Origin of the sequence: Mycobacterium persicum (assembly GCF_002086915.1) — a bacterium.
In the GTDB taxonomy this organism is placed as follows: Bacteria; Actinomycetota; Actinomycetes; order Mycobacteriales; family Mycobacteriaceae; genus Mycobacterium; species Mycobacterium persicum.
The window spans coordinates 2,489,958-2,510,836 of sequence record NZ_MWQA01000001.1; the positions used below are offsets into that span (position 1 = coordinate 2,489,958).

The 20,879-nt window shown below is 64.6% G+C and carries 22 protein-coding genes and 1 pseudogene; 11 read left to right on the forward strand and 12 right to left on the reverse strand.

Annotated elements, in window-relative coordinates; translation table 11 throughout:
* Positions 1-19 precede the first annotated feature (19 nt).
* From ipdA to B4U45_RS11255, 4 genes are all read left to right on the forward strand, one after another.
* Complete coding sequence (ipdA, locus tag B4U45_RS11240; RefSeq protein WP_075547635.1) at positions 20-898, forward strand: cholesterol ring-cleaving hydrolase subunit IpdA; 879 nt, start codon at positions 20-22, stop codon at positions 896-898.
* Positions 895-1,635 carry a cholesterol ring-cleaving hydrolase subunit IpdB gene (gene ipdB, locus B4U45_RS11245; protein ID WP_075547634.1) on the forward strand — a complete coding sequence of 247 codons (741 nt, stop codon included), beginning with the start codon at positions 895-897 and terminating at the stop codon, positions 1,633-1,635. The genes ipdA and ipdB overlap by 4 nt, the downstream gene beginning before the upstream one ends.
* Entirely contained in the window at positions 1,635-2,705 is a 1,071-nt protein-coding gene (gene ipdC, locus B4U45_RS11250; protein WP_089025010.1) for a (3aS,4S,5R,7aS)-5-hydroxy-7a-methyl-1-oxo-octahydro-1H-indene-4-carboxyl-CoA dehydrogenase, read from the forward strand. The genes ipdB and ipdC overlap by 1 nt, the downstream gene beginning before the upstream one ends.
* 67 nt (positions 2,706-2,772) lie before the next feature.
* The gene (locus tag B4U45_RS11255; protein ID WP_075547632.1) at positions 2,773-3,255 is read left to right on the forward strand and encodes a MarR family winged helix-turn-helix transcriptional regulator; all 483 of its coding nucleotides are present in this window, start codon (positions 2,773-2,775) and stop codon (positions 3,253-3,255) included.
* Between the two features lie 60 nt (positions 3,256-3,315).
* On the opposite strand, the gene B4U45_RS11260 is transcribed toward B4U45_RS11255, so the two are convergent.
* The 8 genes from B4U45_RS11260 to B4U45_RS11295 form a co-directional block, all read right to left on the reverse strand.
* Positions 3,316-3,735, reverse strand: coding sequence for a DUF5078 domain-containing protein (locus B4U45_RS11260; RefSeq protein WP_089025014.1), 420 nt, complete (start codon positions 3,733-3,735; stop codon positions 3,316-3,318).
* 99 nt (positions 3,736-3,834) lie between these two features.
* Complete coding sequence (locus B4U45_RS11265; RefSeq protein ID WP_082275459.1) at positions 3,835-4,218, reverse strand: DUF732 domain-containing protein; 384 nt, start codon at positions 4,216-4,218, stop codon at positions 3,835-3,837.
* Complete coding sequence (locus tag B4U45_RS11270; protein ID WP_075547630.1) at positions 4,218-7,100, reverse strand: MMPL/RND family transporter; 2,883 nt, start codon at positions 7,098-7,100, stop codon at positions 4,218-4,220. The genes B4U45_RS11265 and B4U45_RS11270 overlap by 1 nt, the downstream gene beginning before the upstream one ends.
* Complete coding sequence (locus B4U45_RS11275; protein ID WP_240316518.1) at positions 7,097-7,477, reverse strand: MmpS family transport accessory protein; 381 nt, start codon at positions 7,475-7,477, stop codon at positions 7,097-7,099. Before B4U45_RS11275 ends, B4U45_RS11270 begins: the two co-directional genes overlap by 4 nt.
* A 156-nt stretch (positions 7,478-7,633) precedes the next feature.
* Entirely contained in the window at positions 7,634-8,326 is a 693-nt protein-coding gene (locus B4U45_RS11280; protein WP_075547628.1) for a class I SAM-dependent methyltransferase, read from the reverse strand.
* Positions 8,327-8,328: 2 nt separating this feature from the next.
* Complete coding sequence (locus B4U45_RS11285; RefSeq protein WP_075547627.1) at positions 8,329-9,180, reverse strand: NAD(P)H-binding protein; 852 nt, start codon at positions 9,178-9,180, stop codon at positions 8,329-8,331.
* Complete coding sequence (locus tag B4U45_RS11290; RefSeq protein WP_198044609.1) at positions 9,177-9,719, reverse strand: anthrone oxygenase family protein; 543 nt, start codon at positions 9,717-9,719, stop codon at positions 9,177-9,179. Before B4U45_RS11290 ends, B4U45_RS11285 begins: the two co-directional genes overlap by 4 nt.
* A 59-nt stretch (positions 9,720-9,778) precedes the next feature.
* Positions 9,779-10,462: an NAD(P)-dependent oxidoreductase gene (locus B4U45_RS11295; protein WP_075547626.1), complete on the reverse strand. Its 684-nt coding sequence runs from the start codon at positions 10,460-10,462 to the stop codon at positions 9,779-9,781.
* A 168-nt stretch (positions 10,463-10,630) separates the two neighbouring features.
* Here B4U45_RS11295 and B4U45_RS11300 point away from each other — a divergent pair, with 168 nt between their 5' ends.
* The 5 genes from B4U45_RS11300 to B4U45_RS11320 all read left to right on the forward strand — a co-directional run bounded on the left by B4U45_RS11300 (position 10,631) and on the right by B4U45_RS11320 (position 15,187).
* A complete protein-coding gene (locus B4U45_RS11300; protein WP_075547625.1) occupies positions 10,631-11,269 on the forward strand; it encodes an NAD(P)-dependent oxidoreductase in 639 nt (212 codons plus the stop codon).
* A gap of 18 nt (positions 11,270-11,287) precedes the next feature.
* Complete coding sequence (locus tag B4U45_RS11305; protein WP_075547624.1) at positions 11,288-11,647, forward strand: DoxX family protein; 360 nt, start codon at positions 11,288-11,290, stop codon at positions 11,645-11,647.
* 72 nt (positions 11,648-11,719) lie between these two features.
* The gene (locus B4U45_RS11310; protein WP_075547623.1) at positions 11,720-13,741 is read left to right on the forward strand and encodes a fatty acid desaturase; all 2,022 of its coding nucleotides are present in this window, start codon (positions 11,720-11,722) and stop codon (positions 13,739-13,741) included.
* Positions 13,742-13,802: 61 nt separating this feature from the next.
* Positions 13,803-14,450 carry a SatD family protein gene (locus B4U45_RS11315; protein ID WP_083044204.1) on the forward strand — a complete coding sequence of 216 codons (648 nt, stop codon included), beginning with the start codon at positions 13,803-13,805 and terminating at the stop codon, positions 14,448-14,450.
* Positions 14,447-15,187, forward strand: a complete 741-nt coding sequence (locus tag B4U45_RS11320; RefSeq protein WP_075547621.1) for a hypothetical protein — start codon at positions 14,447-14,449, stop codon at positions 15,185-15,187. Before B4U45_RS11315 ends, B4U45_RS11320 begins: the two co-directional genes overlap by 4 nt.
* A 33-nt stretch (positions 15,188-15,220) precedes the next feature.
* On the opposite strand, the pseudogene B4U45_RS11325 reads toward B4U45_RS11320, so the two are convergent.
* From B4U45_RS11325 to B4U45_RS30385, 4 genes and pseudogenes are all read right to left on the reverse strand, one after another.
* A pseudogene (locus tag B4U45_RS11325) lies at positions 15,221-16,082 on the reverse strand (endonuclease domain-containing protein).
* A 115-nt stretch (positions 16,083-16,197) separates the two neighbouring features.
* A complete protein-coding gene (gene fadA6 / locus B4U45_RS11330) occupies positions 16,198-17,346 on the reverse strand; it encodes a steroid 3-ketoacyl-CoA thiolase FadA6 (RefSeq protein WP_075547620.1) in 1,149 nt (382 codons plus the stop codon).
* Position 17,347: 1 nt separating this feature from the next.
* A complete protein-coding gene (gene kstR2, locus B4U45_RS11335) occupies positions 17,348-17,950 on the reverse strand; it encodes a TetR family transcriptional regulator KstR2 (RefSeq protein WP_075547619.1) in 603 nt (200 codons plus the stop codon).
* Positions 17,951-18,134: 184 nt separating this feature from the next.
* On the reverse strand, positions 18,135-18,395 hold the full coding sequence (locus B4U45_RS30385; RefSeq protein WP_075547618.1) for a hypothetical protein: 261 nt from the start codon (positions 18,393-18,395) through the stop codon (positions 18,135-18,137).
* On the opposite strand from B4U45_RS30385, the gene B4U45_RS30390 reads away from it, so the two are divergent.
* Together B4U45_RS30390 and B4U45_RS11345 are read left to right on the forward strand one after the other, a co-directional pair.
* A complete protein-coding gene (locus B4U45_RS30390) occupies positions 18,319-18,750 on the forward strand; it encodes a hypothetical protein (RefSeq protein WP_371687270.1) in 432 nt (143 codons plus the stop codon). The two genes, B4U45_RS30385 and B4U45_RS30390, sit on opposite strands and share 77 nt — an antisense overlap.
* A gap of 134 nt (positions 18,751-18,884) precedes the next feature.
* On the forward strand, positions 18,885-20,540 hold the full coding sequence (locus tag B4U45_RS11345; protein ID WP_083044447.1) for a PPE family protein: 1,656 nt from the start codon (positions 18,885-18,887) through the stop codon (positions 20,538-20,540).
* Positions 20,541-20,879 lie beyond the last annotated feature (339 nt).

Here is a 20,879-nt window from a genome sequence, read left to right on the forward strand (position 1 = left end):
GGATGAGGAGCGGCGCATAGTGCCCGACAAGAGAACCACGCTCGACGACGCCGTCGCGCAGTTGCGCAGCGGCATGACCATCGGCATCGCCGGCTGGGGTTCGCGGCGCAAACCCATGGCTTTCGTGCGCGCCATGCTGCGCACCGATGTCACCGACCTCACCGTGGTCACCTACGGCGGACCGGACCTGGGACTGCTATGTGCGGCCGGGAAGGTCAAGCGGGTCTACTACGGGTTCGTCTCACTGGACTCGCCGCCGTTCTACGACCCCTGGTTCGCCAAAGCCCGGACCAGCGGCGCCATCGAAGCCCGGGAAATGGACGAAGGCATGCTACGGTGCGGGCTTCAGGCAGCCGCCCAGCGGCTGCCGTTTCTGCCGATCCGCGCCGGCCTGGGCAGCTCGGTTCCGGACTTCTGGGAGGGCGAGCTGGCCACCGTGACCAGTCCCTACCCGGCCCCCGGCGGCCCGCACGAAACCCTCATCGCCATGCCGGCGCTGCGCCTGGACGCCGCCTTCGCCCACCTCAATCTCGGTGACTGCCACGGCAATGCGGCCTACACCGGCATCGACCCCTACTTCGACGACCTCTTTCTGATGGCCGCCGAAAAGCGGTTCCTGTCGGTCGAACGCATCGTCTCCACCGAGGAGCTGGTCAAGGCCGTTCCACCGCAGGCCCTACTAGTGAACCGGATGATGGTCGACGCGGTGGTCGACGCGCCCGGTGGGGCCCACTTCACCACCGCCGCACCGGATTACGGCCGCGACGAGAAGTTCCAGCGGCACTATGCCGAGGCGGCGTCCACCGAGGACGGCTGGCGGGAGTTCGTCGCCAACTACCTTTCCGGCGGCGAAGACGACTACCAGGCCGCGATACGCGAGTTTGGAGCGTCGTCATGAGCACCCGGGCCGAAATCTGCGCAGTCGCCTGCGCCGAGTTGTTCCGGGACGCGGGCGAAATCATGATCAGTCCGATGACCACCATGGCCTCGGTCGGGGCGCGGCTGGCGCGGCTTACCTTTTCCCCGGACATCTTGCTCACCGACGGCGAGGCGCAGCTGCTCGCCGATACTCCGCCGCTGGGCAAGACCGGCGCCGTCGAGGGCTGGATGCCGTTCGGCCGGGTATTCGAGACGCTGGCCTGGGGCCGACGGCATGTGGTGATGGGCGCCAATCAGGTTGACCGCTACGGCAATCAGAACATCTCGGCGTTCGGGCCGCTGCAACACCCGACCCGGCAGATGTTCGGGGTCCGCGGATCGCCGGGCAACACCATCAATCACGCCACCAGTTACTGGGTCGGCAATCACTCGAAGCGGGTGTTCGTCGACGCCGTCGACGTGGTCTCCGGCATCGGCTACGACAAGGTCGACCCCGGGAATCCGGCATTCCGGTTCGTCAACGTGCACCGGGTGGTGACCAACCTCGGCGTGTTCGACTTCGGCGGCCCGGACCACACCATGCGCGCGGTGTCCCTGCACCCCGGGGTATCGCCCGACGAGGTCCGCGAAGCCACCTCGTTCGAGGTGCACGGGCTTGGCGGCGCCGGTGAATCCCGGCAACCGACCGACGACGAGCTGCGGCTCATCCGCGAGGTCATCGATCCGAAGGCGTTGCGCGATAGAGAGATTCGATAGTGCGGCTCAAGACCCCGCTGACCGAGCTGGTCGGCGTCGAGCATCCGGTGGTGCAGACCGGCATGGGCTGGGTGGCCGGCGCCCGCCTGGTGTCGGCCACCGCCAACGCGGGCGGCCTCGGCATCCTGGCGTCGGCCACCATGACCCTGGACGAATTGGCGACGGCCATCGGCAAAGTCAAGGCCGCCACGAACAAGCCGTTCGGGGTCAACATCCGCGCCGACGCCGCCGACGCCCCGGACCGCGTCGAGTTGATGATCCGCGAGGGTGTCAAGGTCGCCTCCTTCGCCCTGGCGCCCAAACCCGAGTTGATCGCTCGGCTTAAAGAGGCCGGCGCGGTCGTCATCCCGTCGATCGGCGCGGCCAAACACGCCCGCAAGGTCGCGGCCTGGGGTGCCGACGCGATGATCGTGCAGGGCGGCGAAGGCGGCGGCCACACCGGACCGGTGGCGACCACGCTGTTGCTGCCGTCGGTCCTGGATGCCGTGCAGGGCACCGGCATCCCGGTGATCGCCGCGGGCGGTTTCTTCGACGGGCGCGGTCTGGCCGCAGCACTGGCCTATGGCGCGGCTGGGGTCGCTATGGGCACCCGGTTTCTGCTGACGTCGGATTCCACCGTGCCCGACGCGGTCAAACAGCGCTATCTTCAGGCCGCACTGGACGGCACCGTCGTCACCACCCGCGTCGACGGCATGCCGCACCGGGTGCTGCGCACCGGTCTGGTCGAGAAACTGGAAAGCGGTTCGCGGATAAGGGGTTTCATCGCGGCGGTGCGAAACGCCGGCAAATTCAAGAAGATGTCGAAGACGAGCTGGCGATCGATGATCCGCGACGGCCTGGCCATGCGCCACGGCAAGGAGTTGACGTGGTCGCAGGTGGTGATGGCGGCCAACACCCCGATGCTGCTCAAGGCCGGCCTGGTCGACGGCAACACCGATGCCGGGGTGCTGGCGTCGGGTCAGGTTGCGGGCATTCTCGACGACCTGCCGTCGTGCGCGGAATTGATCGAGTCGATCGTGCGCGACGCCGTCGCGCACCTGCGAGCGGCGTCGGCGCTGGTCGCGGACTAACAGCGTCTTTGGGCCGTATTGATTATCATTGACGCTGACGATCAAATTTAGGTGCTAACCTTCATAAATGGCTGAAAGTCGTTTGGGCATTACCGCGTTGGATGAACGCATTGCGTTTCTGCTCTCCCAACTGGGTTCCTACAGTGATGCGGAGTTCCATCGCCGACTGGCTCCCACCGGAGTGGAACCACGGTCCTATGCGGTGCTGTTGGCGCTGGCATCCGACGATGGTCAATCTCAGCGCCAGCTGTCAGCGCGGTTGGGGATCCACCGCAACGTGATGGTGACCGTCATCGACGATCTGGAGCGCAGGCGGCTGGTCAAGCGATTGCGGCACCCCGACGACCGGCGGGCATTCGCGGTAACCCTGACCGACAAGGGTCGCCGCCTGCTCCCTACTCTCGATGAATCGGGTCGGGAGCTCGACGAAGAGATGTCTGCGGCGCTGTCATCCAACGAACGCGACACACTCCGAAAGCTCTTGCAGCGCATGGCCGCCGGAGCCGGACTCATCCCAGGAGTTCATCCTCGAATGTCTGACCGCGGTTAGCAATAACCCTTCGGATGCCGTTGGGCAGGTGGCGTCGGGAGTGCAATGTCCGGTGCGGCGCTACCAGTTCCAGGCAGCCTGGTCGTTCGACGGATATTCTCCGCAGATGTCGGTGGTGTGCGCGGCGACGCCCTTGTTGTTGAAGAACAGCTTGGCGTAATTGGGCCACGCCACGGTAAGTGGATCGGCGAAGTGCGTCACCAACTGCTCCGAATACGCTCGCCGGGCGGCGGCATCGAGCGAATAGAACCAGTGCATCTGGTCGCGGGTTGCCTGCTGAATCTCCGGCGAATGGTTATGGTAGTCAATCAGGTACCGCTCGTAGTAGACGGGTTCCACATCTCGCGCGGCGGACATGATTTGTTCAGCTGTACACGTCGTGACGATCATCCGGTGGGGTATCGGGTAATCGTCGGTTGCGTCGGCCGACGCGATACCGGGCGCTCCTGCGATGCCGGCGCCCATGGCGAGCATCGCCATGATCACCCCGATTCCATTGTGACGGCGGTTGCTGCGATCCGGACTGCTCATCAAACATCCTTTCCGGCATACGTTTTAGATTTAGAATGCCCGCGGACATCAGCGCTGCCGTTCCGCGGCGCGCCGCAGGACCGCTGCCCGGTCCGGGCAGTAACTGCCGACCGCGGCGGCCAGGAATTGCCAGGCTTGCGCGGTGGTGCTACCCCGGGGAAGGTTGTCGGACACGAACCCCGCCGACCCATCGGCGTCGGCATCGATACCGTGCTCCAGTCGCTCGCAGGTGATCTTCGCTATCCAAGCGTTGTAGTCGCGAGAGCCGTAGATACCGTATGCGCGCAGTTGATCTGAGAAATCGGTATCGACATCTGCGGACGCGGGCGCGGCGAAGACGAGTCCCACGGCGGCCACCGCAGCGGCGAGGCCGGCGGCAAGTCCTATGGTCGGGGCGCGCCGGCTGGCATAATCAATGTTGTTGCGGTGCATCATATTTCCCGATATCCGCTTAGGGCCAGTTCCGGCTCGGCTGGCCGTTGCCGAGGCGGTGTTGACGCGTTATCAGCCCGCGGTGGGCGGCTTCGGACCGCTAGCGGCCACCAAAACCAGCGCCCCAGTAGCGCGGCAATCGATGGTGTCATCAGAGAACGCACTACCAAGGTGTCGAACAGCAATCCCAGCCCGATCGTGGTGCCGCCCTGCCCGATTGCGCGTAGCTCGCTGGTCACCATGGCGGCCATCGTGACGGCGAACACCAGGCCGGCTGCCGTTACCACACCCCCGGTGGCCCCCATGGATCTGATAATTCCGGTCTTCAGTCCCGCGCCGATTTCTTCTTTGAACCGGGACACCACCAACAGGTTGTAGTCGGATCCGACAGCCAGCAAAACGATCACCGAAAACGCCAGCGTCATCCAATGCAGTTCGATGCCGAGAATGTATTGCCAAAGCAGGATCGAGAGACCAAATGACGCGCCGAGTGACAGCACCACCGTCCCGATGATCACGACGGAGGCGAACAGCGCGCGGGTAAGCACCAGCATGACGATGAAAATCAGCGTTATCGCGGCTACCGCTGCGATCAGGAGATCCCATTTTGCGCCGGTTTGTATATCTTTATACGTCGCGGCGGTACCGCCAAGATAGAATCGCGCACCCGCCAGCGGCGTACCCTTCACCGCTTCGCGTGCTGCTTGGAGCTCGGCGTCGACATGCGAGATCCCCTCCGGTGTCGCCGGGTCGGTGTCGTGGGTGATGATGATCCGTGCGGACTTGTTGTCCGGTGAGACCATCAGTTTGAGCCCGCGCTGGAAATCCGGATTCTGGAAGGCCTCCGGAGGCAGGTAGAAAAAGTCGTCGTTTTTTGCCGCGTCGAACGCCTGTCCCATAGCGGTCGCGGTATCGGTCATCCGCTCGATCTGGGTGATCATCCCGTCGAAACTGCTGTACATGGTCAATAGCGTTGTCTGCATGCTCTTTGATACGGCGATCATCGGTGGCAGCTGGTCGAGTAGCTGCGGCATTACCGCGTCCATGCTCTTCACATCGTTCAACAGCGAGCCGAGGCTGTCGGTCAATTCGTCCACGCCGTCCAGACCGTCGAACACCGATCTCATCGACCAGCAGATCGGTATGTTGAAGCAATGTTTCTCCCAATAGAAGTAGCTCCGTAGCGGCCGGAAGAAATCATCGAAATCGGCCAGATGGTCCCGCATCTCGTTGGTCGTGGCCTGCATTTGCTCGGTGTCGCCGACCATGTGATGTGTGGTGTCGGCAAGCTGGCGCATCAGATCCATCATGCGCTCCATCGCCGCAACCATTATTCCGAAGTCGTCGCTCATCTTTTTCATGTCGGCCATGCGGTCCTTCAAGAATTGCATGTTTTCGGTCGTGGAGACGGACTGCATGCCGATCTGGAACGGTATCGAGCTGTGCTCGATCGGGGCGCCCAGCGGCCTCGTAATGCTCTGCACTCTGGCGATACCCGGCACCCGGAATATATTCTTGGCGATCCTGTCCAACACGAGCATGTCGCTCGGATTACGCAAGTCGTGGTCGGTCTCCACCAACAACATGTCGGGGTTCATTCGCGCCGCGCCGAAATGGCGTTCCGCGGCCGCGTATCCGACATTGGTTGGCAAATCGCCGGGGATGTAGCGGCGATCGTTGTAGTTCGTCCGATATCCGGGCAGGGCGAGCAAGCCGATGAGGGCGATCGCTGTTGCCCCGGCGAGAATGGGGACCGGCCACCTGATGACCGCGGTGCCGACTCGCCGCCATCGTCGCGTCTTGATCTTTCGCTTCGGGTCGAGCAGGCCCAGACGGCTGCCCACGGTAAGGACAGCCGGCCCCAGCGTGAGCGACGCCGCGACGACCACGACCAGACCGATGGCGCTGGGTATGCCCATGGAACTGAAGTAGTTCAGTCTGGTGAAGTGCAAGCACAGCATTGCGCCCGCAACGGTCAGTCCCGATCCCAAGATCACGTGGGAGACCCCGCGGTATGCGGTGTAGTAGGCGGTTTCGCGATCTTCGCCGGCCTGACGCGCCTCCTGGTATCGCCCGACGAGGAATATTGCGTAGTCCGTGCCGGCGGCGATCGCCAATGACGTGAGCAGGCTGGTGGCGAAGGTCGACAGCCCCAGCATGCCGGTGTTTCCGATTACCGCGACAACTCCTCGCGCAGCGGACATTTCGACCACCACCACCGTCAGCACCGTCAGCAGGGTCCCGATGGACCGATACACGATCAGCAGCATGACGGCGATGACCCCAAGGGTGATCACGGTGATCTTCACCAAGCTCTTCTCACCGGCATCGGTCAGGTCGGTGGTAAGCGGTGCTTGGCCGGTCACGTAGGCCCGCACCCCGGCCGGCGGATGGGACCGCGAGACGATCTTTCGGACCGCCTCGACGGATTCGTTCCCCAGCGGCTGGCCCACATCACCGGCGAGGTTCAACTGCACATAGGCAGATTTCCCGTCGGCGCTCTGCGAGCCTGCCGCCGTGATCAGGTCACCCCAGTAGTTCTGGACGTGTTGAACGTGTTTCACGTCCTGCTCGAGTCGGCGAACCAGATCGTCGTAGTAGCGGTGCGCGGCGTCGCCCAGTGGTGCATCGGCTTCCAGAACGATCATCGCCACGCTGTCGGAATCAAATTCGCGAAACGCAGCGCCCATGCGTTTCATCGCGATCGTCGACGGCGCATCCTGGGAGGTCAAGGAAACCGAGTGGTGCCTGCCGACGATTTCCAACTGGGGGACAACGGCGTTGCTGACTACGGTCAGTGCCAGCCATACCAGGATGATCGGCACTGCCAGCACGCGAGTGGCCCGCGCGAGGAACGTTCGGGCCGAATTCTGGTCGCTCATCCGGACTTCACCAGGCAGAAGGTTTGGGCGTTGACTTCGTTGGCGTACTGCTGTTCCTTGAGTTCGCCGTTCACGGTGATGCGGCATCCGATGGTGTTGCTGTTTCCCTGCGCAACGATATTGGCGAAAACGGCCGGAATGGTCGTGGTGAAAGTGTGTGTCCAGGGAAGCGTCGTGAAGCCGGCGCGCTGCGGCTGGGCGTTCTCATCCAGGTAGCTGATGCTTCCGCTAGTCCCTTGCGGGCCAACAACTTCGTACTCCACCCGTTTGGGATTGAACGGTACGATCTGGTCGAAACTTTCGCCGCTGGCCGCTGAGATGCTGTGAGCGCCGAAGATTCCGTGGAGTCGATAGACGGTGAAACCGCTGGTCGCCATCGCTACCACGACGACCAGGGGTATCCATAATCGCCTCAGCGCGTTGAGAATCGAAATCATCGCTTTGATCCCCCTGTCAAGGTCAAGTGGTTATGCATCCCGCCGTGTGCTGGTGGCGTCGGCGCCATGGTTCATGAATGCGCGGGGTGCTGCCAGCTAACGCGCGCCCAGGTGCGCACTGAGCAACCAGCCTGGTACCGACTTGCGTCCATGTGGTTCATCGCGCAGGTCACCCAGCGGCAGTGCTGAGAAGCTCTCCGGCAGGTTGCCGTGCAGCCGGGCCGGTTTGATGTCGTCGATCGCCCAGTACTTTCCCACGGCAGTGCGCAGTTCCTCGCCGGTGACGGCGTTGGCTGGGCCGTCGGGCATGCTTGCGCGGTCGAAAACCAGCACAAAATATGACGCCCCGGGGGCGGCGGCGCGAGCGATCGACTGCAGATAGCCCTCGCGCGCCTCGACGGGAATCGAGTGAAACAGCGTGCTGTCGACGATGGTGCCGAACCGGCCCTCCGATCCCGGCGGGTAGTCGGCGAAGTCGCTGATGTCTGCGACTTCGAAGGTAGCGTTGGTCAACCCGCGTTTGGCGGCCTCGGCCCGGGCCAGCTCAATGGCGCTTGGCGAGAGGTCGAGACCGACTGTCGTGAAACCGAGTTCGGCCAGGCGGATCGAGATCGCCGCCTCGCCGCAGCCCACGTCGAGGACGTCGCCGTGGAACTTGCCCTGCTCGATCAGTGCGGCGAGCTCGGGCTGCGGTTCGCCGATGCTCCACGGCGGCTTGGGACCGGCGCCTAGGCTGGGCACCTCACCACGGTAAGCGGCTTCGAAGGTGAAATCTTGTGGTGCGGTCATGGTTAACCTCCTTGCGATCTGGTGAACAGTGCCCGATGGTCGGCGACCCAGGCGGCGAACGATTGAGCCGGGCGGCCCAAGATTTTGTCGATCTCGCGTGTTACCGCGGCTGGTTTGTCGACGGTGGCCGCAAGGAAACCGATATAGGCATCCGCAAATGCGGTCGGAAACCCCAGTGCGACAAAGCTGTTGCGCACCTGCTCCACCGAAACCTCCTGATAGCGCAGCCGCCGGTTCACCACCGTGCCGATCGTCGCCAGCAGTTGCGCGTTGGTGAACGCCTGGGGCCCGGTCAGTTCAACCGTTCGGCCGACAAGCCTGTCGGTCAGCAAGGCCTGCGCGGCCACCGCCGAGATGTCCCGTTCGACGATCGGGGCGCTCGAGGCGGCGGCATACGGCCCAGCGACCACATCACCGGATTGCAGCTGTGTCGACCACATTCCAGCCAGATTCGAGACAAACATTGTCGGCCGCAGACTTACCCACGAAAGACCGGACTCGATGGCCAGCTGTTCGACCTCCTTGTTGCGGTCGCCGCGGAAGCGTGATGGCTGGATCGCGAAGTCGTCGTCGGCGTTGATCGCCGAGAGAGCCACCAGGCGTGTCACGCCTTCGTCGCCGGCGCGGTCGACGACCGTCGCAAGGTCATCGGCCAGTGCGCGAGAGTTGAGGAAGACCGCGTCGGCTCCCCGAAGCCCCTCGGCAGCCGAGGTCACCACCTCGACACCGCGGGGAAAGCCGGCAGTGCCAGGCTGGCGAGTGACGGCGCGGACGGTCGCTCCAGCCTCGACCAGTTCGGTGACCAGCGGTCGCCCGACATTGCCCGTGGCACCAGTGACCACAACCGTCGTCATGATTGAGTCCCTTCCGGGTTGCGGCGCCGCGGCGTCGTGACCGCAGCCAGCAGCACGAACGCCAGTACGGCGCTGGTGGTGCGGGCAACGTGGGCCGCCTGCCAGCGATCGCGCACTGCCGACCAGTCGCCCGGTGGCGCCAGCACCGACCAGCCTTGTTGCGCGGTGTTGATCGGGACACTGATGGCCGCGCTGATCACCAGCGCAGTCAGCAACAGCAGCAATGCCATCAACGCCAGCCACCTGCCGCTGCCGCGCCGCCTGGTCACCGACACTGTCAATGCCGCAGCCGCCGCAATGGCAGGCACCAGCAGCAATGCGGCAAGGCCGCCGAGCCGGTCGAGTTCGATCAGCCGCACCTGGGTGTAGACCGACGCCCCGAGACCGCGCAAACTACTTTCGAAAACCGCCACGGTCACCAGGAACCCCGCGAACAACCCGCTGGACAGCACCGCGGCATAACCGGAACTAGTTTCAAACCGGCCCGGAACTCGTCGCGTTGACGTAGCAGCAGGGCTGATGTCGGTGCACGACGTCACTGATTCACCTCCGTTAGCGTGGTGGGTCAAGCACTTTCGGCAGGGCAACGCCCCGGAAATCAGCCGGCTTCCCGGCGGATCATCTGCCACAGACTCGGGGTGTTCTCGGTAGTCGAGACGACGACGGTCTGGCCCGCCGTGGAGGTATCGGCGGCGATCGCCACCAGGTAGTCCGCCAGGTCGATCCGAGCGGTGAACGCACCCACCGGGTCGACGCTTCCGGACACGTACTTTGTCGGGGCGGGTAGGTCGAATAGACCCGACGGGCGGACGATTGTCCAATCAAGACGGCTACCGCGGACGACGGTTTCCATGCGCCGGATGTCGTCGTAGACCGTCTTACCGACCGTGCGGCTGATGACCGGCTCGATGAACCGAAGCGACACGGGTGCATTGCGGCGCCGCATCGGATACGCCGCGGTGGAGCTGACGACCACCAGGCGTGGCACGCCGGCATTTCGCATCGCATCCACGATGGTGCGGGTGCCGACCGAGTACGTGTCGACCGGCTCGCGTGTGAATGACGCTCCCAGCACCGAGACCACCGCGGCTGCGTCGTGCACAATCGGCGCGACCGCCGTCGCGTCGCGCGCATCGGCAGCAGCCACCGTCAACCGCGCTCCGGCGATCGGGAATTCGAGCGGCCGGCGTGTCACCGCGGTGACGTGGTGTCCCGCCGCCAAAGCCAGCGCGGTCGCCAGCCGACCCGTCTGGCCGTTCGCTCCGAAGATCACCAGTTTCATAGCCCCTCCCAACCTGTAAGCATCGTTGATGATTGTCACTGTAGGTGATGGTCTTGGGATGTGCAAGTAGCTGATGCACCGTTTGTGATTGTCTCAGTTAGTGATAGTCTTTGGATTGGTCGATCGCGTCTCGAGCGCGTCGACGAACCGTAATCCTTTGGAGGCCAGATGAAGATCACCGTTTTCGGCGCCACCGGCGGCGTTGGCAAACACCTGGTAACACAAGCACTGCAACGCGGTTATTCCGTCAATGCGGTGGTTCGCGATGCCGCCAGACTGCCGATCACCAGCCCCGGGCTGTCGGTAAGCACCGTGCCGGGGCTGGAAGAACCAACGCTGCTGCGGCCAGCGCTGCGGGGAAGCGACGCGGTGCTGTCGGCGGTAGGCCCGCACGGCCGAAAAGACACTGCGGTGGCCGCGACCAGTACCCGCAGCATCGTGCGAGCCATGCAGGCTACCGGCGTCGAGCGACTGGTCGCGGTGAGTGCGGCCCCGGTCGGGCCGGTGCCCCCCGGCGAAAGTCTGCTCACGCGCACGGTGGTCCTGCCGATCCTCACCACGGTGCTGCGCAACGTCTATACCGACCTTGCCGAGATGGAAGCCGAGTTGGGGCGCAGCCGCATCGCTTGGACCGTCGTGCGGCCGCCCAAACTCTCAAACAAGCCGCTGACCGGAAGCTATCGAACGGTATTGGGCGGCAATGTCCCTCGCGGCTCGGCGATATCTCGCGCCGACGTCGCGCACTTGATGCTGACCGCGCTGGATCAATCCGCGACGGTCCGGCAGGTCATTGGTATCGCCTACTAGCAGAACGGAATTCCTACCATGACACCCACTTACGTCGCTGTCACACTGGGCGCTGTTGCGGCCAACGGTTTCTCCGGGGTAGCCGCTCTGCTTCACTTCAAGCCGATACTTCCCGGCATGGCCAGGGCGGGCGTCCCCGAGTCGTGGCTCACCTTCCCCATCGGCACGCTGAAGACCGCAGGCGCGATCGGCTTGGCGGTTGGCGTGGCCGGACTACGGCCGGTCGGTGTCGCCGCGGCCGTCGGGCTCGTCCTGTTCTTCGTATGCGCCATCTACACACACCTACTCGCCCGCGATTACAGCCCCCAGTTCGCCCTCGCCATCGGCTTCTTGACGCTCAACGTCGCATCACTGGCGCTGGTGCTCAACGCGCCGTGAGTTGCGGCTGATCTGCGTGCAGCGTCAACGCTGGTGGAGTAGTTGACGCGTGTCGACTACGCTACTTCAGCTATGTCGACCATCGGCACCGTAGACCAAGCGGCACCCGACTCATCCGCACATCATGCCCTGCCCGATCCCGGGGAGTCGGTACCCAGACTCGCGGTGCCGACCGTCGGGATCTTCCTGGGCGCATTGACGGCATTCGTGCTGTCGACCGTCGGGTACATCAACGGCTGGGTGCCGTTCTGGGCGACAATTCCGGTCAACGCCGCGGTGACCTTCGTGATGTTCACCGTCGTGCATGACGCGTCGCACTACTCGATCAGCTCGACCCGCTGGGTCAACGGGTTGTTCGGACGACTGGCGTGGCTTTTTGTCGGGCCGGTGGTCGCCTTCCCGTCGTTCGGGTACATCCACATCCAGCACCACCGGCACTCCAACGACGACGAACAGGACCCGGACACGTTCGCGTCGCACGGCTCGCCATGGCTGCTGCCGCTGCGCTGGCCGATGGTCGAATACTTCTACCTCAAGTACTACCTGCCCCGGGCCCGCAGCCGACCCGTCGCCGAAGTCGCCGAGACGCTGGTGATGTTCACCCTGAGCGTCGCCGGTCTTGCCGTCGCCATCGCCACCGGAAATTTCTGGACTCTTGCGGTGGTGTTCCTGATCCCGCAGCGCATCGGACTCACCGTGCTGGCATGGTGGTTCGACTGGCTGCCCCACCACGGGCTGGAGGACACCCAGCGCAGCAACCGGTACCGGGCGACCCGCAACCGCGTCGGCGCGGAGTGGCTGTTCACCCCGGTGCTGCTGTCGCAGAACTACCACCTGGTGCACCATCTGCACCCGTCGGTGCCGTTCTACCGGTACCTGCGGACGTGGAAGCGCAACGAAGAAGCCTACCTGGAGCGCAATGCGGCGATCTCGACAGTCTTTGGCCAGCAACTGAATCCGGACCAGTTCCGGGAATGGAAGCAGCTCAATGGCCGGCTCGCCAAGCTGTTGCCGGTGCGGATGCCGGCCCGGTCCAGCTCCCCTCACGCGGTGTTGCACCGCATCCCGGTCGCCTCGGTCGACCCCATCACCGCCGACAGCACATTGGTGACGTTCGCGGTACCCGAAGCGCTGCAGGACGCGTTTCGCTTCGAGCCGGGCCAGCATGTGACCGTGCGTACCGATCTGGGCGGCCAAGGAATTCGGCGCAACTACTCGATCTGCGCTCCGGCCACCCGTGCCCAGTTGCGGATTGCCGTGAAACACATTCCCGGAGGCGCTTTTTCGACGTTCGTTGCCAACGAACTCAAGGCCGGCGACGTGCTCGAGCTGATGACTCCGACCGGCCGGTTCGGCACCCCGCTGCACCCGCTGAACCGCAATCACTACGTGGGCCTGGTGGCGGGCAGCGGGATCACCCCGGTGCTGTCGATCCTGGCGACCACGCTGGAGATCGAGACCGAAAGCCGGTTCACGCTGATCTACGGCAACCGCACCAAGGAATCCACCATGTTCCGCGCCGAGCTTGACCGCCTGGAGTCGCGCTACGCCGACCGGCTGGAGGTGCTGCATGTGCTGTCCAACGAGCCGTTGCACACTCCGGAACTGCGGGGCCGCATCGACACCGAAAAGCTCAACAAGTGGCTGACCGGCAGCCTGCAGCCGGACAGCGTCGATGAGTGGTTCATTTGCGGCCCAATGGAAATGACCGTCGCGGTGCGTGAGTCGCTGATTGAACATTGCGTGGACCCGGGGCACATTCACCTCGAGCTGTTCTACGGCTATGACACGTCCGAGGCACCCCAACGTTCCTATGAGGCAGCGACCGTCACGTTCACGCTGTCCGGACAGACGGCGACGTTCGACCTGGTGCCTGGTGACTCGATTTTGGAAGGGGCGCTGCAGGTACGCGACGACGCGCCGTACGCCTGCATGGGAGGTGCATGCGGAACCTGCCGGGCCAAGCTGATCGACGGCAATGTCGAGATGGACCACAACTTCGCTCTCGGCCAGGCCGAGCTGGACGCCGGTTACATCTTGACCTGCCAGTCGCACCCCATCACCCCGTTCGTATCCGTCGACTACGACCGCTAGGCGCTCCCGAGGCTCTTTAGCTGATAGCTTAATCAGACAGAAGTTAAGCTATTATGTTCACATGGATGCTCTGAAGAATTGGGCTTCACTTCGGGCCACGATGATCGGCGACGTGGTCGGGTCCCGCCGCGCCGCTGACCGTTCGGCGCTGCATACCCGAACCGCAACGGCTTTGCGGCAGGCCGCCGACGGCGCGATCGACGCACCGGCGTTCACCGTCGGCGACGAGTTCCAGGGCAGCTACCCTACTGTCGGCGCCGCCATCGACGCCGCAATGCGAGTGCGGTTGCTGCTGGCCCCCGAGGTCGACGTCCGTTTCGGGATAGGGTGGGGCGCGGTCACCATCCTCGACGCGGACGCCGGGATCCAGGACGGCCCGGCGTGGTGGGCGGCGCGAGACGCCATCCGTCATACCGCCGACATCCAGCAGCGGCCCGGCTTTGCGCTGGTGCGGACCACATTTCGGGCGCCGGATGATGCCCGCTCTGATGTCGCGGCGGTCAACGCGGCGCTGATTTGTCGGGACCATCTGCTTGGATCGCTCGATGAAAGGTCATTGCGGATTGTGAGGGGCTTGATGGACGGGCTGACCAAGAAGGAACTCGCCGTAGCCGAGGGTATCAGCGCGTCGGCGGTGTCCCAGCGCGCAAGCCGTGACGGTTTGGACTTGATTGTCCTTGCCGCCCAATATCTTCGGAGTATCACGTGAGCGCCGTCGCGGTACTGCTGATCGCTGTTGGCATCGCCGATGGGTGGCGGCGGTTATCGAGGGCGGTGTGGTTGCCGCTGGTCACCGGACCGGCGGTGGTGGTGGCCTGTGCGGCGCTGTGCGGGCTGTGGCACGCCCGCGACATCGTGCCCCTGGGGTTGGCGGCGCTGGCGGCGGTGGCCTGGGAGGTGTCGTGCCTGCGCAGCGAGCGCACCGGTAAGCACCAGCGTCGTGCGCTGGCCGTCATGGTGGTCGGGCTTGCGGTGCTAACCACCCTGTCCGGGTTGGGATCTCACGCGGGTGGCGTTGCCGCCCGCTGGGCGCAGTGGGTGGCCCTGCCGTTGGGCACCGTCACGCCTACCCGGCTGCTGATGGTCGTCGGCGTGGTGCTGCTCCAGCTGGCGACCGGCAATCAGTTGATCCGCTTGGTGCTCGGCGCGGTGGGAGCCGTGCGTCCGGCAGGTCAGCCGCAGCCCTCGGACAAGCTGAAGGGCGGCCGGGTGCTGGGTCCCATGGAGCGCTTGCTGATCCTCAGCCTCGGCCTGGGCGGGCAGGTGGGGGCCGCCGGGGCGGTCGTCGCGGCGAAGGGTCTTATTCGGTTTCCCGAATTGAGCGCGCAGAAGGGCCGCAATGGGGAGGTTGGCATAGACGAGGTGACCGAATACTTCTTGGTGGGCAGTTTCGCGAGTTGGTTGCTGGCCCTCGGGGGTATGGCGTTGATCCTGGCCACACGCTGACCGGTTGACATTGACGCGTTCAGGTTCGGCGGTTCATGGACGCCAGCCGGCTGCTTGCATCGCCGCAACCACGCGGCCGACGAATGTGCCCCGCCGATAACGCAGCAGCTCACCGCTGACCCGGATAATCGTCCAGCCCAGGTCAAGCAGTGCGGTGTAGCGGTCGATGTCCCGGTCGCGTTGCCCGGGGTCGGTCCAGTGCTGGGGCCCGTCGTACTCGATGCCGACCCGCAACTCCTCATAGCCCATATCGATGCGGGCCACGAAATCCCCGTACTCGTCGAACACCCTGAGCTGTGTTTGCGGTCTAGCAGGCCCGCGTCGATCAGCACCACCCGAGTTCGCGTCTCCTGCGGGGCCTCCGCGCTGCCGTCGACCAGGGGCAGCACCCGCCGAGCCAGACCCCCCGCGCCCGGGCGGTCGGCGATGACGGCCACCACCTCGGTGACCTTGACATCGGTCGCGTTGGCCAGCGCGTCGAGCCGTTGCACCGCCCACAACCGGGTTGCCGCGCGCCGCCCGACGTCGAAGGTCGTACGGGCGGGGCTGGTGAGCGGGATTCCGTCGACCGTCAGATCTCGGTGGGAAGCACCGTCTCGGTATGCACGGTGATACCAGCCGGCGGCCGTCGATTGTCATGCGCCAACTCGGCCGGCGCCCGCGGGTCCACCTACCTCGCGCCGAGTAAGTCCGCCGCCGAATTACCGGCGACCACGCCGCGCCGCCGCGACCACAACCATGCCGCGCGTGCGCGCTGGCTGGCGATCAGCTCGGCGCCGGACGGGACGTAGACGCCCGGGTAGAGGGACTCGTAGACCAGCCGCATGGTCCGCTCCGGAATGGCCCTGGTGGCCAACGCCTCCGAACCGAGAAAGGGCCACGGGACGTCGCTCATGGCCGAATAGTGACAGCACCCACCGACAGCCCCACGACGCCGAGCGCCGACTGTGCATCCCGCGACGCGACACGCCGACGAAGCGTCGCGTGGTTCACACTCGGCGCCCCGAAGGTCAGAGGCGTTCGATGATCGTCACGTTGGCCGTGCCGCCGCCCTCGCACATGGTCTGCAATCCATAGCGACCACCGACGCGCTCGAGCTCGTTGAGCATGGTGGTGAACAGCTTTGCGCCGGTGGCTCCCAATGGATGACCCAGCGCGATCGCACCGCCGTTGGGATTGACCTTCTCCGGGTCGGCCTTGATCTCCTTGAGCCAGGCCAAAACTACCGGCGCGAATGCCTCGTTGATTTCCACGACGTCGATGTCGTCAATGGAAAGCCCGGTCTTCTCCAGCGCATAACGGGTGGCCGGTATCGGGCCGGTCAGCATGAACACCGGATCGGCGCCGCGTGCACTGACGTGGTGAATGCGCGCCCGCGGGGTCAAGTTGTGGTCCTTGACGGCTCGCTCGGAGGCCAGCAGCACCGCGCTGGCGCCGTCGGAGATCTGGCTGGCCAGCGCCGCGGTAAGCCGGCCGCCGTCGACGAGGGTCGGCAGTCCCGCCATTTTTTCCAGTGATGTCTCACGAGGCCCCTCGTCGAGGCGGAAGTCGCCCACCGCCACGATCTCGTTGTCGAAATGTCCTGATCTGATTGCGGATAACGCACGCTCGTGGCTGCTGAGCGCGAACCGCTCCATCTCCTCACGGGACAAATTCCACCGCTCGGCGATCATTTCGGCGCCGCGGAACTGCGCGATCTCCTCGTCGCCGTAGCGGTGCTGCCACCCCTTCGACTCGGCAGTCGGCGAGCTGAAACCGAACTGCTTGCCGACCTCCATGGCCGAAGAGATCGGGATCTGGCTCATGTTCTGGATTCCCCCGGCCACGATGATGTCGGCTGTCTGCGCCATAATCGCTTGTGCACCAAAGGCAATCGCCTGTTGACTGGAGCCGCATTGCCGGTCGACGGTGACGCCGGGAACCTCTTCCGGGTACCCCGCGGCCAGCCAGGCCAGCCGGCCGATGTTGCCGGCCTGTCCGCCGACGGCGTCCACACAACCGACGATCACATCCTCGACCGCAGCCGGGTCGACGTCGACGCGCTCGAACAGGCCTCGGAATACGCCGGCCCCCAGGTCGAGCGGATGCACGCCGGCGAGTGCTCCGTTGCGCTTGCCGACCGCTGTCCGCACGGCCTCAACGACGTACGCCTCGGGCATGTCACACTCCTTCTCTCGTGATCCCGCCAAGAACGATGGCGAGGTATTTCTGGCCCACCTGCTCGGCGGTGAGCGGTCCGCCGGGCTGATACCAGCGCACCGATACCCAGGTGGTGTCCCGGATAAAGCGGTAGACCAAATCGACATCGAGGTCGGGCCGAAAATAGCCCTCCGCGATGCCTTGCTTGAGCACCTCCACCCACATCTTGCGTTGCTGCTTGTTGCGGTCCTCGAGATAGGAGAACCGCGGCTGCGACGACAGTCGCTGGGCTTCGTCCTGGTAGATAACGACTTGGGCGTGTCTATGCTCGATCGCCTCGAACGAGGCCATGAACAGCCCCTTGAGCCGTTCCAGCGGATTGGGCTGGGTGTCCACGATTTCGCGGTAGCGATCAAACAGCCAGTCGAGGAACCCACGCAGCAGCTCGTCGACCATCTCCTCTTTGGAGGAGAAATGGTGATACAGGCTGCCGGAGAGGATGCCGGCACCGTCGGCGATGTCGCGCACGGTGGTGGCGCGCAGGCCGCGCTCGGCGAACATGGCCGCGGCGAGCTCCAGCAACTCATCTCGCCGGCTGATAGCCTGACCGGCCACTCGGTCCATCCGACCACACTATCAACCAAGCGCTTGCTCGGCCAACCACGACGGACTTCGTCGACACCAACTAAGGTTTGCCCCGAGGCCATCGGTAGCGCCGCCTCCACAGAATTCCAGCATGAACGATTCGTACGGAAAACGGATGTCGGCCCAGCCATCGTCGTAACATCGCTGCCATCGGAGTACTCGATCAGGAAACGATCGAGAGTCCCCCGCGCCTAGGACGCGAACACCGTTGGGAGCCGCACGATCGGGCAACGATCGCTTCGGGCGGCAGCCGCGGACCTGGGTAGGAGGTCAATATCGTCAAGATTGCGGTGCCGCCGCCGGAGATCAATTCCTGGCGAATGTGCAGCGGTGCGGGTTCGGCGCCGATGCTGCAGGCTGCGGCCGCCTGGCAGGGGATCTCATCGGAGTCGGTGGCGACGGCAACGTCGTTCTCGTCGATCACGTGGGGGCTGGTATATCAGCTAATGAACACTTTTCTCGGGTTTCTCGACTCGGCCAGCGGAGCCCCAATACCTAACGGTCAAACTTCCAGCCTAGCCTCCGGTGGCGGCACTCCGGGGCGTATGTCCGGCTTCTTCAACACGGCCAGCGGCGGCACCGGGCAGAGCGGCGTGACCTCGTGCATCGGAAACACCAGCATCCCGGGCGTCCTCGGTCCCACCGTAGCCGCGCCGGTAGGCGGGGGGTCGCCGCGGATTAGCCTGGGCCGCAACGACTTAACTCCATCCAACTGGCGATGGCGACCAGAGTGCCCGCAGCGCCGTCATCGGCCCACAGCGCCGCGGGCATCGATCTGACCGATCAACGATCCAAGGCCGGCCGGCTTTGCCTGAAACCCCTTCTCCACCGCGCAATTGGCGTAGCATCCGTAAATTGCCCACCAGGTATCAGTCGCGTCGGGGCGGCCGAGCGGAAAGTGTTGGAGGTCGACATGGTCAGTTTTCCGATGCTGCCGCCGGAGATCAATTCGTTGCTGATGTTCAACGGTGCCGGTTCAGCGCCGATGGTGCAGGCGGCGACAGCGTGGGGCGGGCTGGCCGATGAACTTGGGACAGCTGCGAATTCATTTGCGTCGGTGACCTCGCGTCTGGTCGGCCAGGCTTGGCAGGGCCCGGCGTCGGCGGCCATGGCGGCCACGGCCGCGCCGTACGCGGGGTGGCTGAGCGCGGCGTCGGCACAGGCTGCCGGCGCCGCGGCGCAGGCCCAGGCGGTGGCCGGCGCATTCGAAGCGGCGCGGGCGGCGACGGTGCATCCGTTACTGGTGGCAGCTAACCGCAACGCCTTCGTGCAGCTGGTGCGGTCGAATTTCCTGGGGCTCTTCGCGCCGGCGATCGCCGCCGCCGAGGCCCAGTACGAGGAGATGTGGGCCGCCGACGTCTCGGCGATGACGGGCTATCACGCCGGTGCGGCGGCGGCCGCCGCCGGGTTGAACCCCTTCGAGCAGTTGTTGGCGCTCTTGCCCAACATCGGCATCGGCAACAAGGGTGGCAACGGCAACATCGGCAACGGCAACACCGGCACCGCCAACGTCGGTAGCGGAAACACCGGCAGCGGAAACGTCGGCAGCGGCAACGGCAGCTCCGCCATTACGAGCAGCGGAAACATCGGCGACGGAAACCAGGGCAACAACAACTTCGGCAGCGGGAACTTCGGCAACCAAAACATCGGCTTCGGCAACACCGGGGACTCGGGCACCAGCTCCAACCCCGGCGCGAACCTGGGCATGGGCAACTTCGGAAACGGAAACGTCGGCTTCGGAAACATCGGCAACGAGAACATCGGCGGCGGCAATACCGGCGTCGGAAACCTCGGCGCTGGCAACTCCGGGATCCGCAACTTCGGCTTCGGAAACACCGGCAACAACAACATCGGGATCGGGCTCACCGGCAACAACCAGGTAGGCATCAACCTGCCCGGGCTGCTGAACTCCGGCAGCGGCAACATCGGGTTCGGCAACTCCGGTACCAACAACATCGGCTTCTTCAACTCCGGCCACGGCAACGTGGGTATCTTCAACGCGAGCCCGACGCCGTCGACCAGCCTAGGCAACTTCGGCATCGGAAACGCAGGCGTCGGCAACGTCGGCCTCTTCAACTCCGACATCGGCAACTTCGGCCTCGGCAACAGCGGTCTGGTGAACACCGGCCTCTTCAACTCGGGTGAATTGAACACCGGCTTCGGGAACGGCGGGACCCTCAACACGGGGTCGTGGAATTCGGGCGACGGAAACACCGGCTCCGGCAACTCGGGCGAGACCAACACAGGTTTCTGGAATTCGGGCGATGTGAACACCAGCATCGGGTCGACCACCGACACCGGCCTGGTCAACTCCGGTTTCAACAACACCGGCGATGGTGTCTCGGGATTCTCCAACACTGCGACCGGCACTGCCGCCGGCGCCATCTCGGGCTTCTTCAACCAGGCCAGCGGAGGATCAGTATTCAACGGTGCTATCTCCGGCATCGGCAACATGGGTGTCCCGAGTACGGGCCCCGCAGTGAGCGGCTTCAACAGCGGCTTCTTCAACACCGGCACCGCTCTGTCGGGCTTGTTCAGCATCGAACAACTGTTGAAACAACTGACGTAGCCGGAAAGTTCGGCCAGGCATCCCGAATCGGCTATCGGCGATCAGGGTCATGGTGATTCGAGATGCCTTGTCCGTCTGGCAAGTACGAGGTGACACGGACAGCCGGCGTCTCGGCGATGCCGGGCTATCAGGCTGTGTCCCGGTGGGGTGAGAGAGAAATCGCGTGCTGGTGCGGTTGGGTCGGTGCGCTGATGGCGCCAAGTGTGCGCTGGCGGCGCCGAGTGTGCCGTCAGGGCGGCCGATCGTGGGCGTTCCCCCGTCCTACATGCACAGTCAAACCCGTCACTGCACACTCGATACGGCGGCATGGCCACCGATACGGTGAGCTGCGGTATCGGC